A 16196-nucleotide genomic window follows, 5' to 3' on the forward strand; every position below is an offset into this window, starting at 1 on the left:
CTGCTTTAATGTTTAAGTCTGTTCAAAAAGTTTACATCCACACTATGAATGTTACGGTACATCATTACAATAATGGCTAAACCCACACTTACCTCTGCTGCAGCCACCACCATAATAAAGAACACAAACAATTGCGCTTCCACACCTGTAATTGCTGAAGGGTTTGCTGCTAATGCAGTTTGTGCATGCATTTTTGAAAATGCAACCAGCAACAGGTTCACCGCATTCAACATCAGTTCCACACACATGAAAATAATGATAGCATTGCGGCGTGTTAACACACCTGCCACACCAATGCTGAATAAGGCAACTGCTAAATAGATATAATAATTAATCGGCATAATTTAATTTGAAAATTTAATCTCCCTTCTTTCCTATTACCACGGCACCAACCATTGCACTCAAGAACAACACACTGCTTATTTCAAAAGGCAATACGTAATCGGTAAATAATGTTTTGCCCAATGTTTTAATCAGTCCTGCTTCTCCCCCCATACTCACCTGTGTTTTTATCAATTCGTTGCTATGACGCAATGCTGCAATAAACACCAGCATTAAACTTCCGCCTGCAATTACACCTGCTATTTTGAGCCATTTGTTTTTCTGCGGCTCCGTTTCTGCATTCAAGTTCATCAACATGATCACAAACAGGAACAATACCATAATGGCACCGGCATACACAATAATGTTTACCACTGCAAGAAACTGTGCATTCAATAAAATATAATGACCGGAAATAGCAAAGAACACCACAATTAACCACAGCACACTGTACACCGGGTTCTTGCTTGTAACCATCATTAAGGCTCCAAACACTGCAAGAATCGACAGGAACCAGAATAGAATTTGAGTAATATCCATAAACTTTTTAAGTACGAGGTACGAAGTTGGAAGTACGCTGTTTGTACTCCGTCGTTCGTGCTTCTTGTTTTTTACTTCGCTTGATTGGCTTTTGCCTTTCGTTCGTCAATTAATCCTTTCGCTTTGGCAAATGCTTCCGGGTTTTCTTTTGGATGAGGAATAACCAGGTTGTCTTTACCATATACAAAACTTTTACGGCTGTAGTTAGCAGGCGCAAATGTTTCCGTTAAATAGATCGCATCTTTCGGACAAGCCTCTTCGCACAAACCACAGAAAATGCAACGCAGCATATTGATCTCGTACTTGGCTGCATATTTTTCTTCACGATACAGATTTTCTTCGCCGGGTAAGCGTTCTGCAGCATCCATTGTAATTGCTTCTGCCGGACAAGCCACTGCACACAAACCGCAAGCAGTACAATTCTCTCTGCCTTCTTCATCACGGTTAAGAATATGCAACCCACGAAACACAGGACTGAACGGTCGTGTTTCTTCGGGGTAATTGATTGTTACCTTCTTTTTAAAAATGTGCGAAAATGTAATACCCATACCTTTCAACACTGCAGGCAGATAAATCTTTTCCGCAATGCTTAATGGTTTACGGTCTACCGGTTTCGCTCTGTTTGTTAATTGCATCAACGTTTATTAAAAAAGTTTGCAAATGTATTTTTTGGTGTCAACTTCCAATCTTTCTTCACCTTTTGTTGCGTCGCACACTTGTACTTCGACAATTCTATTCATCCTGAGCTGAGTCGAATGACCCACCCCTTCAATCATTCTTTCTGTGTAACTCTCTGCCACCCCCTCCAAGGAGGGGATAATCACTCCGCCTCTTTCACTCATCATTTATCATTCATCACTCATCTTATCATTTCTTCAAAAACAAAATCACTGCTGCTGTTACAATCATATTGAACAGTGACAAGGGAATCAATCCTTTCCAGCCAAGGTTCATCAACTGATCGTAACGGAAACGTGGAATGGTCCAACGTACCCACATAAAAAGAAAAATGAAGAACAATATTTTTACAAAGAGTGCTGCTGCGCCTAACAAAGCCATGATATTGGTTGAAAAGCCCCATGCACTTTCATCGTAAAACGGAATAATATCGTAACCACCGAAATACAAAGTAGCCATCACCGCACTGCTGATGAACATATTAATGTATTCAGCAAAGAGATAAAAACCAAGCTTCATACTGGAGAACTCTGCATGATAACCACCAATCAATTCGTTTTCTGCCTCAGCCAAATCGAATGGCGTACGGTTACATTCTGCAAACGCACACACTAAGAAAATGAAGAAACCAAGTGGCTGCACTATTACATTCCACAAACCTTCCTGTTGTTGCTTCACCATTTCGCCGAGGCTTAATGAACCGGTGATCATTAACAAAGCGATGAGCGAAATACCCATTGCCAGTTCGTACGAAATAATTTGTGATGCTGCACGCAAGCCACCCATCAAGGAGAACTTGTTGTTACTTGCCCATGCACCAATCATAATACCATACACACCTAAACTTAAAATGCCGAACACGTACAGAATCCCAATGTTTACATCAGCAATTTGCAGAGATATTGTACGGCCAAACAGTTCAACTTTATCGCCCCACGGAATTACTGCGCTTGTAAGCATGGCAGTGATCATTGCCAACGATGGGCCAAGAATAAATAATACTTTGTTGGAAGAAGTAGGAATGATCTCTTCTTTCATGAACAACTTTAAACCATCGGCTAAAGGTTGCAGCAAACCAAAAGGGCCTGCACGGTTAGGACCGAGACGATCCTGGATGAAAGCTGCAATTTTGCGTTCGCCATATGTTGCATACATGGCTACCACCAATGAAATACTGATGATAAACCCGATAAACAGGGTTTTCTCCAGCACCAGTGCCCAATCGACTGCTAATAAAATCATATCCATTAATTTCCTTTCTTCAACTGTTTAAATGATTCAGATGTTGCCGGTCCCTTCAACTCACTTAACTCTACCTGGTTTACTTCACTTACATCTTTAATGTTCATGAGTAACTTCGGATCTCTTCCACCCATAACTTTCGCAATGGTTTCGTGTGGTTTCTTAACGCCTACATAATGGCCTTGCGAAATAACTGAATGACGGTTTACCTGTGTTGGTCCTTCAATTACCCAATCGCTGATTTTCTTACGTTCAAAACGACAGGTATTGCAGATCCATCCGGGTTCGCCTTTGGTTGTATCTTTTACTTCGCCCCACTCATCTTTGCGTGCTGTTACACGTAACACTTCATCGCCACGCATCCACAACTGAACTTCGCCGCTGCACTTATCGCATTTGCAATGTGCATCTACAGGCTTGGTAAACCATACACGGTTTTTGAAGCGGAAAGTTTTATCGGTTAATGCTCCCACCGGGCAAACATCAATTACGTTACCGATGAAATCATTATCTAAACTCTTTTCAATGTATGTAGCAATCTCTGCATGATCTCCACGACTCAAAATACCATGACGACGTTCATTGCTCACCTGATCGGCTGTGTACACACAACGGTAGCAAAGAATGCAACGAGTCATGTGCAGTTGAATGTACGGACCCAGTTCGTGCTTATCGAAAGTTCTGCGTTTGAACTCGTAACGGCTTGCGCCTTTACCATGTTCGTAGCTGAGATCCTGCAAATGACATTCACCGGCCTGGTCGCAGATGGGGCAATCGAGCGGATGGTTGATCAATAAAAATTCTACCACGCCATTTCTTGCATCTGTTACACGATCGCTGGTAATATTCTTTACCACCATGCCGTCCATAACGTTGGTACGGCAGCTTGCTACCAGCTTCGGCATAGGACGTGGATCGGCAGTTGAACCTGCTGCCACTTCTACCAAACAGGTACGGCACTTACCACCGCTATCCTTTAATTTGCTGTAGTAGCACATTGCAGGCGGAGTAACATCGCCACCAATTTGTCGTGCAGCATTGAGGATACTTGTTCCCGGCTCCACATCAATGGTGATGTTGTCGATGGTTACTTTAAAAAGTTTTTTCTCTTCGGCCATTTTATCATTTTTTCACGCAAAGCTGCAAAGGAGCTAAGTCGCAAAGTTTATAAGTTATTTACTATTCGGTGTATCCCATCCTTTATCAGTGGTACATTGAAGTTGATCAACAATCCCAATTTACAACCTGATAGTTTTAAATACGTCTGCACTTGTTTGTAGTGCACATCTGCAAGTGCTTCTATTGATTTCAGTTCCACAATCACTTTATCTTCCACTATTACATCAGCTCTAAAACCAACTTCCATTTTTATTTCTTCATGAATTAATGGAACAGGATGTTGTCGTTTAAAACGCAAGCCTGTTTTCGCTAACTCATAACAAAATATCTCTTCATAAACACTTTCAAACAATCCCGGACCATATTGTTTATGGATCCTGAAACACAAATCAACAACTACTTTTGAAATTTCATTTTCGGTCATTGTCTTTGCGTCTTTTTTACTTAGCGCCTTTGCGTGAAAAAATTACGCCGGAGTCGCCACCTCCAATGGCTTCGCATAATTTGCCAAACCATAATTTCTTACCACTGCTTCGCTTGGGTTGGTAACATGCCATTCAAACTCATCACGGAAATGACGGATGGCTGCTGCTACCGGCCATGCTGCTGCATCGCCCAACGGACAAATGGTATTTCCTTCGATCTTGCGTTGAATATCCCACAACAGATCAATATCACTCATGCTTCCTTTGCCCTGATCGATCTTCAACAGAATCTTTTCCATCCAGCCTGTTCCTTCACGACAAGGCGAACACTGTCCGCAACTTTCATGACGGTAAAAACGGGCTAAGGTGTAGGTATGTTTTACCACGCACTGGTCTTCGTCCATTACAATAAAGCCACCACTACCCATCATAGTACCTGTTGCAAAACCACCATCACTCAAACTTTCATACGTCATCATCCGACTTTCACCTTTTGCTGTTTTCAACAAAAGATTTGCAGGAAGAATAGGAACCGATGAACCACCGGGAATACATGCTTTCAGTTTTTTGCCATTAGCAATACCACCGCAATATTCATCGCTGTAAATAAATTCTTCAACCGAAATATTCATTTCAATTTCATACACGCCAGGCTTGTTGATGTTGCCGCATGCAGAAATCAATTTTGTACCTGTAGATTTTCCTGTGCCGAGCTTTGCATATTCTTCACCACCATCGTTTACAATCGGCACTACTGCAGCAATCGACTCTACATTGTTCACCACAGTTGGGCAACCCCATAAACCTTTTACCGCAGGAAAAGGAGGTTTGATTCGAGGATTACCACGTTTACCTTCCAGACTTTCAATCAACGCTGTTTCTTCACCACAGATATAAGCACCTGCACCGGGCTGCACAAAAATGTCGCAATCGAAACCACTGCCTAAAATATTTTTACCCAGGAACCCTGCATTGCGTGCTTCCTGCACAGCCACTTCCAAAATTTCTTTTACCCACCAGTATTCGCCACGGATATAGATGTAAGACGTGTTACTGCCCAATGCATACGATGCACAAATCATTCCTTCGATCAACAAATGCGGAATGAATTCCATGAGATAACGATCCTTAAAAGTACCGGGCTCACTCTCATCGGCATTTACAACAAGGTAACGGGGAACTCCTTCAGGCTTTGCCAAAAAGCTCCATTTCATACCCGTAGGGAAACCGGCACCACCACGACCACGCAAGCCGCTTTTCTTTACTTCTTCCACTACAGCTTCAGGGCTCATCGTCTTCAATACTTTTTCCACGCTGCGGTAACCACCTTCACGGCGGTACACATCGTAATGCCTGATGCCTTCTACATGTGCCTTTTCTAATAATAATTTTCTACCCATTTATTTCAGCTTTTAGCTTTTAGCTTGCAGCTTAAAGCAATTCTTTTTTTGTAATCAACCTCAACAGCCCTGTTCATCTGCATTGGCGTCGCACACTTCTACTGTTGTGCTTCTTATCATCCAGAGTTTGACATTCCTATTCACCACTACCCTTCTTTCGGATAATCGTAATTAAACATCCATTGAAAACCATACTTATCATTCAACATGCCGAAACGTGCGCCCCAGAATGTATCCTGCAGTTCCATTGTAACTGTACCGCCTTCACTTAATGCAGCAAAGGTTTTGTTGATGCTGTCAAGATCTGTAAAATGAATTGATAAGCTCAGGTTTGATCCACCTGCTACTGGCTGACCAGGCATACAATCCGACACCATGAACGTTAAATCTCCTGCACGAAAAGTTGCATGCATGATGAAGTCTTTTGCTTCGGCAGGAACTTCCATTGGCGACTCACCAAAGGTTTGCTGAAACTCAACAGCACCATTTAATGCCTTGCTGTAAAAAGCAAGTGCTTCGCCTGCATTACCGTTAAAATTGAGATATGGAACAATTGCGTTCATGTTGTTTGGTTTAAGGATGAAAGGTTTATTTATTTATTTTCTTCATTGTCTTTAAACCAATCGGGTTTAAAGCGCAGGATATTTCTGAAAATGAGCGAGACAAATGCCAACCCTACTCCAATAAATAACAATGGACGCATGGTTACTTTATCTTTTGCCATCAAAAAAACAACCATCACAATCATTGCCGATGTTGTAAGCAAAAAGCCGATATACATTGCTGTTTTCTTCTTCATTTTAATTGGCTTTAGCTTTTCCTTCTGCAATCAGTGCATCAATTTTTTCTTTGGTCAGGTGCTCACGGTAATCCGGTCCTAACTGCATCATGGGTGCATAACCACATGCGCCCAAACATTCTACTGCCTTCAATGTAAACAAACCATCTTGCGTTGTTTGTCCGGGTTTGATCCCTAATTTTTCATAGATATAAGCAATAATATTATCGCTGCCATTCAACATACAGGGACCTGTTTGGCAAACTTCAAATATGGTTTTACCTACAGGTTGCAAATTATACATGCTGTAGAAAGTAGCCACTTCATATACTTCAATAGAAGTAATGTTCAACAACTCCGCAACATAATCCATTGCTTCTGCACTTAACCAACCACCATTCTGTTGTTGGGCATAATGCAACAATGGAATCAATGCACTCTTCTGCTTTCCTTCCGGATAGTGAGAGATCATCTCTTCTACCTTCTTCAACTGTTCTTCTGAAAACTTCATTATCAATTTTCAATTAATCAATTATCAATTTCTATGCGTCTAATTCTCCTGCAATCAAATTCAAACTACTCATCACCACAATCGCATCACTCAACATACTTCCTTTAATCAGTTCTTCGTAAGCCTGGTAGTAAATAAAGCATGGTCTGCGAAAATGTAAACGATAAGGTGTACGTCCACCATCGCTGATGAAGTAATAACCCAACTCGCCATTTGCACCTTCTACACTGTGGTACAATTCACCTTTTGGCATTTCAATTTCACCCATAATGATCTTAAAGTGCCAGATGAGTGCTTCCATGCTGCTGTACACATCTTGTTTTGCAGGTAAATAATATTCCGGAACATTGGCATGATACACTTCTGCATCAGCACCTTTAATGTTTTCAATTTTTTGTACTGCCTGTTCAATAATGCTTAAGCTCTGCCACATTTCTACGTTACGCACCAGATAGCGATCGTACGTATCACCTGTTGTACCTACAGGAACAATGAAATCAAAATCTTCGTAGGAAGAGTATGGTGAGTGTACACGTACATCATAATCTACACCGGCAGCACGCAGGTTCGGACCAGTAAACCCATAGTTCAATGCACGCTCCGCAGAAATAGGACCACAACCAATGGTACGATCCATAAAAATTCTGTTACGTGTAAACAGGTTTTCAAACTCTTTTAATGCTTTCGGATATTCAGCAATAAACTTTTTCAGCTTTTGCCATGCAACTGGTGTAAAGTTTCTTTCGAAACCACCAATTCGACCAATGTTTGTTGTTAAACGGCTGCCACAGATCTCTTCGTAAATTTCATAGATCAACTCACGGTATTCCATGAGGTAAACGAAGCCGGAGAACGCACCGGTATCAACACCCACAATAGAATTACAGATAAGATGATCGGCAATACGGGCAAGCTCCATTAAAATCACACGCAGGTAATCAACACGCTTTGGTGTTTGAATGCCTAATAATTTTTCGCAGGTAAGATGCCAGCCGATATTATTAATAGGGCTGCTGCAATAATTGAGACGATCGGTAATGGGTGTAATCTGGTACAGCGGACGACGCTCTGCTAACTTTTCAAATGCACGGTGAATATATCCTACTGTTGACTCAGCACTCATTACACGCTCACCATCCATTTCCATGATGTTCTGAAACACACCATGTGTTGCAGGATGCGTAGGCCCAACGTTAAGGGTGATTGTCTTTTTCTCAATCGAACCTTCGGGCAATAATATATTTTGAACGTCGCTCATGTTAAATTCAATTTGAAAATGATTCAATTTGAAAATTTGAAAATGGAAATACAATTTTCAAATTCTCAAATTTTCAAATTATCTAATTTATACTTCCTCCTCTGCCAAACATTTCATCATCCTTATCAATCCTTGTCTGGTCTTCCAATGGAAATTCTTTCCGCATCGGGAAATAATCCATTTCATCCACATTTAAAATGCGTTTAAGATTTGGATGACCAACAAAGTTTACCCCAAAAAAATCGTACGTTTCACGCTCCATCCAGTTTGCAGTTGCAAACAACTGTGTAGCGGTAAACACATCGGGTGTATTGATATTGGTAAATACTTTAAAACGGATACGCACATTATCCACCAGGTTGTGTAAGTGATACACAACTGCCAGTTCTCTTCCTTTATCGTTGGGATAATGTACCGCCTGCAGATCGGTAAGAAAGCGGAACTTCAGTTCTTCGTCATCGTATAAAAACTGAAGCACTTTGAGGTTTTGTTCTTTTGGTGCTTCGAAAGTAAGCATACCGAAAGGTTCGGAAAAGTTGCTCACCTGTTCCCCGAATTTCTCCTGCAATTTGAGTTGAATCTGTTCGTTGGTCAATGACATCTCAATTTGAAAATTTGATGATTTGAAAATTTGAAAATTATCTGCCGCTGTTCTCTACCTCATTTTCAAATTCTCAAATTGCTTCATTTGTGTTTATTGTATTCCGTAACTCTCCAATAATGCTTTGTAATGATCGCTGTTTCTGCGGCGTAAACTCTCCTGGCCTACTAAATCCTGTACACGCATCAATCCATCAAGAATTGCTTCGGGGCGTGGAGGACAGCCGGGCACATACACATCAACCGGTACCACCTGGTCGATGCCCTGCAGAACACTGTAGGTATCAAAAATACCACCGCTGCTTGCACATGCACCAACCGCCATTACCCAACGGGGTTCGGCCATTTGCAGGTAAACCTGTTTTACCACAGGCGCCATTTTCTTCGAAATGGTACCCATTACCATCATCAGATCGCACTGGCGTGGTGTAAAGGCCATACGCTCCGAACCAAAACGACCAAGATCGTAATGCGCCGCAGCTGTAGCCATAAATTCGATACCGCAACAGGAAGTAGCAAACGGTAAAGGCCAGATCGAATTCTTACGGGCCAAACCAACTACTTCGCTCAGCTTTGTTGCAAAAAAGCCCTCACCCATATGACCTTCGGGCATATCAACCATGCTGATATGTCCGTTGTAATCGGCAGGTTTGGGGTTTACGTTATATTGTACGGGACGTGCCATAATAGTAAATTTGAAAATTTATTGATTTGACAATTTGAAAATTCTTCCACGTTAACATTAGCACATTTTCAAACTCTCAAATCAGCATATTAATCTTCCCAGTTTAATGCTCCTTTTTTAATGATATAATAGAAGCCGCAAAGGAAAAAGCCGACAAACATCAACACCGCCATAAAGCCACTCCATCCCAGCTCTCTGAAGTTAACAGCATAAGGATAGAAAAAGATCACTTCCACATCAAATAATACAAACAAAATTGCTACCAGAAAGTACTTTACGGCCATTGGCTGGCGTGCATTACCGTGAATTTCGATACCACTTTCAAAGTTTTCCAGTTTCTGTGCTGTTGGGCGTTTGGGGCCTAACAAATGTGTAAGCGCCATCATAAGCGCCACAAAGCCAATTGCAAACAGAATTTGTATGCCGATTGGGAAATAGTTACTGGAATCGTTTACAGCTGAAGCAACTGTAGAAGCAGGACTGGACTGTAAAAAGAAAAGCCAATGCATTAAGAGACGGTTTTGAATGCCGCAAAAATAAGGCAGGGTGATCGAAATTCCCTGTATAAAAAAAAATCCCTTCACATATTGCGAAGGGATTTATAGAAGAAGAAATGAAACTACTTGGTTTTAGGAGCTGAGCCTCCACCCGACGCTGCTCCTGAATTCGATGTTGCGCCACCGGGTTTTGTTGTTGTGGTGCTACCCGTTGTTTGTGATTTGCCGCCTGTAAGCTGACGCTTGTATTCAGCTGCTTCTTTATCCGCTGGGTCTATAGCAAGGACTTTATCACAAAACTCTATGGCTACTTTGTAATCCTTTTTAGTAAAAATATTATAACCGATAAAGTATTTATAAGCCGTTTTAATAGGTATTACAGAGTTTACGGAATCCTTAGTTTTTAATGTAGGCAATGCTAATTCAATAAACTTTTCAAAATGGGGGTTTGCTAAGCCATTTGTCATACTGGTATCAATGCTCCAGTTAGCACGGCCTCTCCAATAATATCCAAAATACTGATCAGGATATTTATCTGTATAAAGTTTAAAAATGCTGTCCGCTGTGTAGAAATACTTAAATTCTATAGCACCTGCATTCATATATGCTCTGCCAAGATTATAAATATCAACATTGTTTGGAGACTTCTTGGTTTCAAATTGTTTTTTCATCCAAACAGCAGTTGCTACTGTATCTTTTTTCTTTCTTGCTAAAGCAACCGCTTTATCCAGGTAAGAAGCTTTGTTGTCCTGAACGGTGTCTGCATCCATCGCTTTTTCGTAGTTGCCATAAGCCTGTGCTTCGCTACCTGCTGTGCCTGCAAAAATATCACCCAAAAGTTCGTAGTCTTTAGGAACAATATCTTCCGGCTTTGCCTTTTTGAAAAACTCATCAACATTTGCTTTTGCATTAGCCAGATCGCCGCTTTTGAAGTAGCTATAAGCTTTTAAGCGGTAGATACGTGGCTTAATTACATTAGCACCAACTTTCGCAATCAATGCATCGGCCAAACTAATTGCTTCGCTGTACTTACCGGCAGCATATTTCAGATCGATTGTATAGTAATCGTTTTGTGGATCGCTATCGATAGCTGCGATGTATTTATGTAAATAATCTTCTGCTTTTGCAACATCTCTGAAATACCAGTAGAAGTATAAAGAATATAAAGCAGGGCCGTATGCAGGATCCATTGTTACCGCTTCTTCGTATGCCGGCAGGTAGTAATCTTTATTTTTTTGACTTTCGTAGATCAATCCTTCTTTGTGCTTTGCAGCAGCATATTTAGGATTGAGCAATAATGCATTTTTAAATGCCAATACAGCATTGCCACCATCTACGAGTTTACGATAAGCATCACCAATGGTTACATAAACCGAAGGATCGTTGAATTTTTTAGTAGTGAGAATTTTTTGCAGATGTGTAATACCGTAGTTTGCATCGCCTGCTTTTGTATAAGCATTTGCACGGCCAACTGCATGCAATACATCATTGTCTTTCGATTTGCTGTTGTTAATTGCCATATCGAAATGATTGCGGGCATCGGTTGCTTTGTTTTCAAGTAATTCCACATGTCCCATACCAGCCATCAACAAAGGAGAAGTTGCATTAGCGGCTAATGCGGTTTGATAGGTTTGTTTGGCTTTGGCCACATCTTCCAGGCCAATAAATGCCTGACCTAACCAATAAGCTGACTCTTCGTTTTTGGGATTTGCCGCCACGAGCTTTTCAAAAACATCTTTTGCGCTCTTAAAACGTTCATAATACATGAACTTTTTGCCTTCATCGACTGATTGCGCAAACAACTGCTGCACAAATACAACTGCCACAAATGCTAAACTAAGTGATCGTTTCATTTTTTCTTTCTTCTTTGGTTTAAGTAATCTGTTTGCTCAGGGTTGGTAAAAGTATTAAAATTATTGGGTTACCGGTTTTACTAATTTCAACTGGGTTTCCCTCATTATATAAATTCTTCTGCCTGGTACCAGGTAACCTCTTCTAAAGATCAATTGGCCCCGGTCGCTGTTCATAAAATTTATAAACGCTTTTCCCAAACCTGCGTGATTTTCTTTCAAGACGTAATAAATCTCACGTGAGTAGGGATAACGTTTTGTTAAAATTTCTTCCTGCCAGGGTTTTGTAAATGTTCCTGCTTCATCGCAACTATCGCAAGGCAGCCAGGCAATACGTACTTTCTTCAACATCTCCAACTGATCAACATCTTCGGGGTTGCCTATCCAGCTTACACCAACAAAACCAACATAGCCGGGGTTTGCGGCAATATATTCAATTACATCCCTGCTGTTTTTTGCAGCAGTTATTACCGATGTGTTAAACATCTTTCCTTTTAAAATACTGTCAATGGCATAACGAACGGAGCTGGTTGCCTTCACCCCATCAAAAACCAATTTGTAAGGCTTTTTACTTGTTCCGAGCAACAGTTGCTGCACATCTTCTTTAGTAAAAACAGAATCAACAGCATTTCTGTTCACTACCAATGCAACTGCATCCCTTGCCAGTAATTCACTTTTCGGATACAAACCCAGCGAATCGGAATAATAACGGGCTTCCCGGGTAGTGAGTTTTTTGGTAACAATCACCATACGGGTACTGTCGTTCAGCAAATCGTTCCAGCATTCTGCTTCGGGCTTATATTCTGCAATGATCTTTGCTTTAGGATAGGCCGATTCGAAAACCTTTATCTGTTCTTCCAGGATAGGTTTAAAAGCCTCATCCACACTAATATGAATTGTTCCGGCAGTGCCGGTATCAGTTGGCTGAGGCTTTTTTGTTTTACAGGAAACAAAACCAATAAAAAGAATACTTACAAAAGCTGCAAACCGCTTAACCATACTTAAGAAGGGTTTTTATATGTTTTAAAGCCTCTGAAAATGCGGAAGGCGCCATATAGAAAAGCTCCAATACCAAAAACTGTTACAATATCCGGTGGAGGAAAAGTTATTTCCAGACCAATAAATTTCGAAATAGCTAACACCGCTCCCACAACCGCATAAATGAGCCCCATCACAAAATCGAATAATGCTTTTATGTTAACGGGTTTATTTTTCTTTCTAAAGTCTTCCTGTAGTGACATGTAAGCTTTTTAGGGAGCGGGCAAGTTAACCAATTTTTACTCTTCGGGAGCGGTAAAAGTAACCGGTTGTGTAAAATATACAGCTACTGCTTTTCCGTTTTGTTTACCCGGTTTCCACTTAGGCATACGACCGATAACACGCAACACTTCTCTATCGAATTGGTTACCTCCACTTGCAACAATTACCGCATCGGTAACATCGCCATTGGCATTTACTACAAACTTTACACGTACTGTTTTACGGTCACCAGCCTCCAGATCGTCGGGCACACGAAGCATTTTTTGTAAATAACTGATCCATGCCTGCATACCGCCAGGAAACTCAGGCGCTATTTCAGATATTTCGAGAATTTGCGGCGCTTCCGGTTGTTTTTCTTTGGTATTATCAGGAGTAATTACAGTTTCATTGCCTTGCTTCGCCTGTATATAATCTCCGCCACCAGGAGTTCCCGGATCGTCTATTGGTCCCGGATTGTAAATTGCAGGATCAGTTCTGTCCGGCGGTAAATTTTTCGCCTGGTCATCGGGAACTATTTCAGGATCTGTATCAATTTTTGTGGGAGGTTTCTCTGCTACTGTTCGCTCTTGCGGCTTTGGTTGTTCTTTTGGCTTCTCACGTTCAACGTAGGGGTCTAAAACCACTTCTGTGATTTTTTCCCTTGCAGTAAATCGAACATCAGCTTTCTTTGATTGGCTCATCACAATTACAAAACCTGCACCTACTAATAGCAGCATTGTTGCCATTGCTTTTTTAAGATGTGACGGATAGGCTTTACGAATAGAATAAGCACCGTAGGCTTTATTTCTGTTTTCGAATAAAATGTCTAATACATCGGCTTTGAGAATTTCTTCGCTTTTCATGTTTTTACAGTTTGGTTGTGAACAATAAACAGCATGCACATTTAGCTGTGGCGCCGTTTGATTTTTACTTTTCATGAAAAACAAAAGCTCATACATATTCGTCGGCCGACAATTGTTGAAACGTTTGTTTGTATAACAGTAGTTTGCTGTTGTACTGTTTGGTATTAAGATGCGTTGCTGAAAGAAATCCACAAACGAAGTAAGGAGTAAGCGATACGAAATAAGAAGATGAAACTTGTAACTCTCAATTATCTTTGCGGCCATGCGTATTTTAATGGTTTGTTTGGGAAATATTTGCCGCAGCCCTTTAGCAGAAGGTATACTGCAACACAAAGCATGGAAAGCCGGTTTGCAATGGAGTGTTGAAAGTGCAGGCACAGGTGCATGGCATGCAGGCGAACCTCCACATCATTTAAGTACAAAAGTGGCTAAGCTCAATGGTGTAGACATCAGCAAACAACGTGCTCGTCAGTTTGTAAAAGAAGATTTTCTCAACTACGATTTTATTTATGTAATGGACAGCAGTAATTACATTGATGTAAAACAAATGAGTGGAAAACTCTGGAATGAAACGAAAGTTGATCTGCTGCTAAACGAATTACATCCCGGCCAAAACAGGAATGTACCCGACCCCTGGTATGGAAAAGAAGATGGTTATCATAAAGTATATGAAATGATCGATCAGGCATGTGACAAAATCATACAGAAATACGGGGCACGAACTGAGTTGATTGCTGATGTATGATTTCGGATTTATGATTTGAAAACAATAAACTTCAAACAAAAAACTATAAAAATATCAATGGCGAAGGTTAATGTATCATTACCGCAGGGCACAAGAGATTTTGGAGCAGAAGTTGTGCGTAAACGCACCTATATTTTTTCAACCATTAAATCGGTATTTGAATTATATGGATTTGAACCGTTGGAAACGCCAGCCATGGAAAACCTCGACACTTTGATGGGTAAGTACGGCGAAGAAGGCGATAAACTCATTTTTAAAATTCTCAATAACGGCTTAGACAATCCGGATAAACAACAAAAAATAAAAGAAGATTTTGAAAAAGTACTGGCCGGAAAAAACAGCAGTGGTATTACAGAGCGTGCTTTAAAATACGATCTCACCATTCCGTTTGCACGTTATGTGGCAATGAATCATAACCAGCTTACAATGCCTTTCAAACGCTACCAGGTACAACCTGTTTGGCGTGCCGACCGTCCGCAAAAAGGCCGTTACCGTGAGTTTTACCAATGTGATGCAGATGTGGTGGGCAGTAAATCGTTATTAAATGAAATTGAGCTGAGTAATATCTATGCAACTGTATTTAATAAACTGGGTGTAAGTGTAGAGATAAAAATCAACAGTCGTAAAATATTGGCAGCCTTAGCCGAAATATGTGGTGGTGCAGATAAGATGGTTGATATTACCATTGCCATCGATAAACTCGATAAAATCGGCATTGAAAAAGTAAAAGAAGAACTGGCACAACGTGGATTAAATGTCGCCCAAATAAGCATTATTGAAAACTACCTCAACATTACCGGCAGCAACGAAGAAAAACTTGCAGCCATCAAACAATTAATCGGCGGTAACGAAACAGGCGCCAAAGGAATTGAAGAAATAGAAACGGTATATCGCCAATCGGCAATTAATAATCTGCAATTCGATTTCACCTTAGCCCGTGGCTTAAACTATTATACCGGTGTTATTTTCGAAGTAAAGGCCAACAATGTACAAATGGGTAGTATTGGCGGCGGCGGCCGTTACGATGATCTTACAGGATTATTCGGTGTGCCTAATATTCCAGGTGTTGGTATTTCCTTTGGTGTAGATCGTATTTACGATGTAATGGAAGAATTAAAGCTCTTTCCTGCAGGTGTACATACAGGTACAAAGGTTTTGTTTTTCAACTTAGGCGATGCTGAAAGCAAAAAAGCATTTGCATTAATGCAGGAACTCCGCAGTAAAGGAATTGCAGCAGAGCTCTACCACGAAAACAGCAAATTCGATAAACAATTCAAATACGCTGAGAAAAAGCAGATACCGTTTATTGTTATCATTGGCACCAAAGAACTGGAAACAAATACCTGTAATATTAAGGAACTGGCAACGGGTTTACAGGAAACTGTAAGCTTCGATGAAATGCTGAAAAAATTTACTGCGTAAAACTATTTTCAGCGTTTCAATAA

At 40.7% G+C, this 16196-nt stretch carries 20 protein-coding genes; 2 read left to right on the top strand and 18 right to left on the bottom strand.

Annotation, left to right across the window (positions count from 1 at the left end):
- Positions 1-5 precede the first annotated feature (5 nt).
- The 18 genes from nuoK to ESA94_RS13605 all read right to left on the bottom strand — a co-directional run bounded on the left by nuoK (position 6) and on the right by ESA94_RS13605 (position 14006).
- On the bottom strand, positions 6-341 hold the full coding sequence (nuoK, locus tag ESA94_RS13520) for an NADH-quinone oxidoreductase subunit NuoK (RefSeq protein ID WP_129131463.1): 336 nt from the start codon (positions 339-341) through the stop codon (positions 6-8).
- 16 nt (positions 342-357) lie between these two features.
- A complete protein-coding gene (locus ESA94_RS13525; RefSeq protein WP_129131464.1) occupies positions 358-861 on the bottom strand; it encodes an NADH-quinone oxidoreductase subunit J family protein in 504 nt (167 codons plus the stop codon).
- A gap of 71 nt (positions 862-932) precedes the next feature.
- Positions 933-1496 carry an NADH-quinone oxidoreductase subunit NuoI gene (nuoI, locus tag ESA94_RS13530; RefSeq protein ID WP_129131465.1) on the bottom strand — a complete coding sequence of 188 codons (564 nt, stop codon included), beginning with the start codon at positions 1494-1496 and terminating at the stop codon, positions 933-935.
- Between the two features lie 232 nt (positions 1497-1728).
- A complete protein-coding gene (gene nuoH, locus ESA94_RS13535) occupies positions 1729-2781 on the bottom strand; it encodes an NADH-quinone oxidoreductase subunit NuoH (protein ID WP_129131466.1) in 1053 nt (350 codons plus the stop codon).
- Between the two features lie 5 nt (positions 2782-2786).
- Complete coding sequence (locus tag ESA94_RS13540; RefSeq protein ID WP_129131467.1) at positions 2787-3899, bottom strand: 2Fe-2S iron-sulfur cluster-binding protein; 1113 nt, start codon at positions 3897-3899, stop codon at positions 2787-2789.
- A 47-nt stretch (positions 3900-3946) separates the two neighbouring features.
- On the bottom strand, positions 3947-4324 hold the full coding sequence (locus tag ESA94_RS13545) for a GxxExxY protein (RefSeq protein WP_129131468.1): 378 nt from the start codon (positions 4322-4324) through the stop codon (positions 3947-3949).
- 42 nt (positions 4325-4366) lie between these two features.
- The gene (nuoF, locus tag ESA94_RS13550) at positions 4367-5725 is read right to left on the bottom strand and encodes an NADH-quinone oxidoreductase subunit NuoF (RefSeq protein ID WP_129131469.1); all 1359 of its coding nucleotides are present in this window, start codon (positions 5723-5725) and stop codon (positions 4367-4369) included.
- A 146-nt stretch (positions 5726-5871) separates the two neighbouring features.
- A complete protein-coding gene (locus ESA94_RS13555; RefSeq protein ID WP_205755983.1) occupies positions 5872-6288 on the bottom strand; it encodes a VOC family protein in 417 nt (138 codons plus the stop codon).
- A gap of 29 nt (positions 6289-6317) precedes the next feature.
- A complete protein-coding gene (locus ESA94_RS13560; RefSeq protein ID WP_129131470.1) occupies positions 6318-6524 on the bottom strand; it encodes a hypothetical protein in 207 nt (68 codons plus the stop codon).
- Between the two features lies 1 nt (position 6525).
- Positions 6526-7014 carry an NADH-quinone oxidoreductase subunit NuoE gene (gene nuoE, locus ESA94_RS13565; RefSeq protein WP_129131471.1) on the bottom strand — a complete coding sequence of 163 codons (489 nt, stop codon included), beginning with the start codon at positions 7012-7014 and terminating at the stop codon, positions 6526-6528.
- 31 nt (positions 7015-7045) lie between these two features.
- Complete coding sequence (locus ESA94_RS13570) at positions 7046-8272, bottom strand: NADH-quinone oxidoreductase subunit D (protein ID WP_129131472.1); 1227 nt, start codon at positions 8270-8272, stop codon at positions 7046-7048.
- Positions 8273-8354: 82 nt separating this feature from the next.
- Positions 8355-8873, bottom strand: coding sequence for an NADH-quinone oxidoreductase subunit C (locus tag ESA94_RS13575; protein ID WP_129131473.1), 519 nt, complete (start codon positions 8871-8873; stop codon positions 8355-8357).
- Between the two features lie 93 nt (positions 8874-8966).
- Positions 8967-9557 (bottom strand): NADH-quinone oxidoreductase subunit B, encoded by a 591-nt coding sequence (locus tag ESA94_RS13580; protein WP_205755984.1) that lies wholly within the window; start codon positions 9555-9557, stop codon positions 8967-8969.
- Positions 9558-9646: 89 nt separating this feature from the next.
- Positions 9647-10066 carry an NADH-quinone oxidoreductase subunit A gene (locus ESA94_RS13585; protein WP_129131474.1) on the bottom strand — a complete coding sequence of 140 codons (420 nt, stop codon included), beginning with the start codon at positions 10064-10066 and terminating at the stop codon, positions 9647-9649.
- 110 nt (positions 10067-10176) lie between these two features.
- On the bottom strand, positions 10177-11907 hold the full coding sequence (locus tag ESA94_RS13590; protein ID WP_129131475.1) for a tetratricopeptide repeat protein: 1731 nt from the start codon (positions 11905-11907) through the stop codon (positions 10177-10179).
- 60 nt (positions 11908-11967) lie between these two features.
- Entirely contained in the window at positions 11968-12903 is a 936-nt protein-coding gene (locus ESA94_RS13595; RefSeq protein ID WP_129131476.1) for a PstS family phosphate ABC transporter substrate-binding protein, read from the bottom strand.
- Positions 12904-12905: 2 nt separating this feature from the next.
- Positions 12906-13145 (bottom strand): hypothetical protein, encoded by a 240-nt coding sequence (locus ESA94_RS13600; protein WP_129131477.1) that lies wholly within the window; start codon positions 13143-13145, stop codon positions 12906-12908.
- Between the two features lie 36 nt (positions 13146-13181).
- Positions 13182-14006 carry an energy transducer TonB gene (locus ESA94_RS13605; RefSeq protein ID WP_164972742.1) on the bottom strand — a complete coding sequence of 275 codons (825 nt, stop codon included), beginning with the start codon at positions 14004-14006 and terminating at the stop codon, positions 13182-13184.
- A 262-nt stretch (positions 14007-14268) separates the two neighbouring features.
- Here ESA94_RS13605 and ESA94_RS13610 point away from each other — a divergent pair, with 262 nt between their 5' ends.
- Entirely contained in the window at positions 14269-14751 is a 483-nt protein-coding gene (locus ESA94_RS13610) for a low molecular weight protein-tyrosine-phosphatase (RefSeq protein ID WP_240671057.1), read from the top strand.
- 57 nt (positions 14752-14808) lie between these two features.
- Positions 14809-16173: a histidine--tRNA ligase gene (gene hisS, locus ESA94_RS13615; protein WP_129131479.1), complete on the top strand. Its 1365-nt coding sequence runs from the start codon at positions 14809-14811 to the stop codon at positions 16171-16173.
- Positions 16174-16196: the final 23 nt, after the last annotated feature.

It is taken from the genome of Lacibacter luteus (assembly GCF_004118265.1).
GTDB classification, from domain to species: Bacteria; Bacteroidota; Bacteroidia; order Chitinophagales; family Chitinophagaceae; genus Lacibacter; species Lacibacter luteus.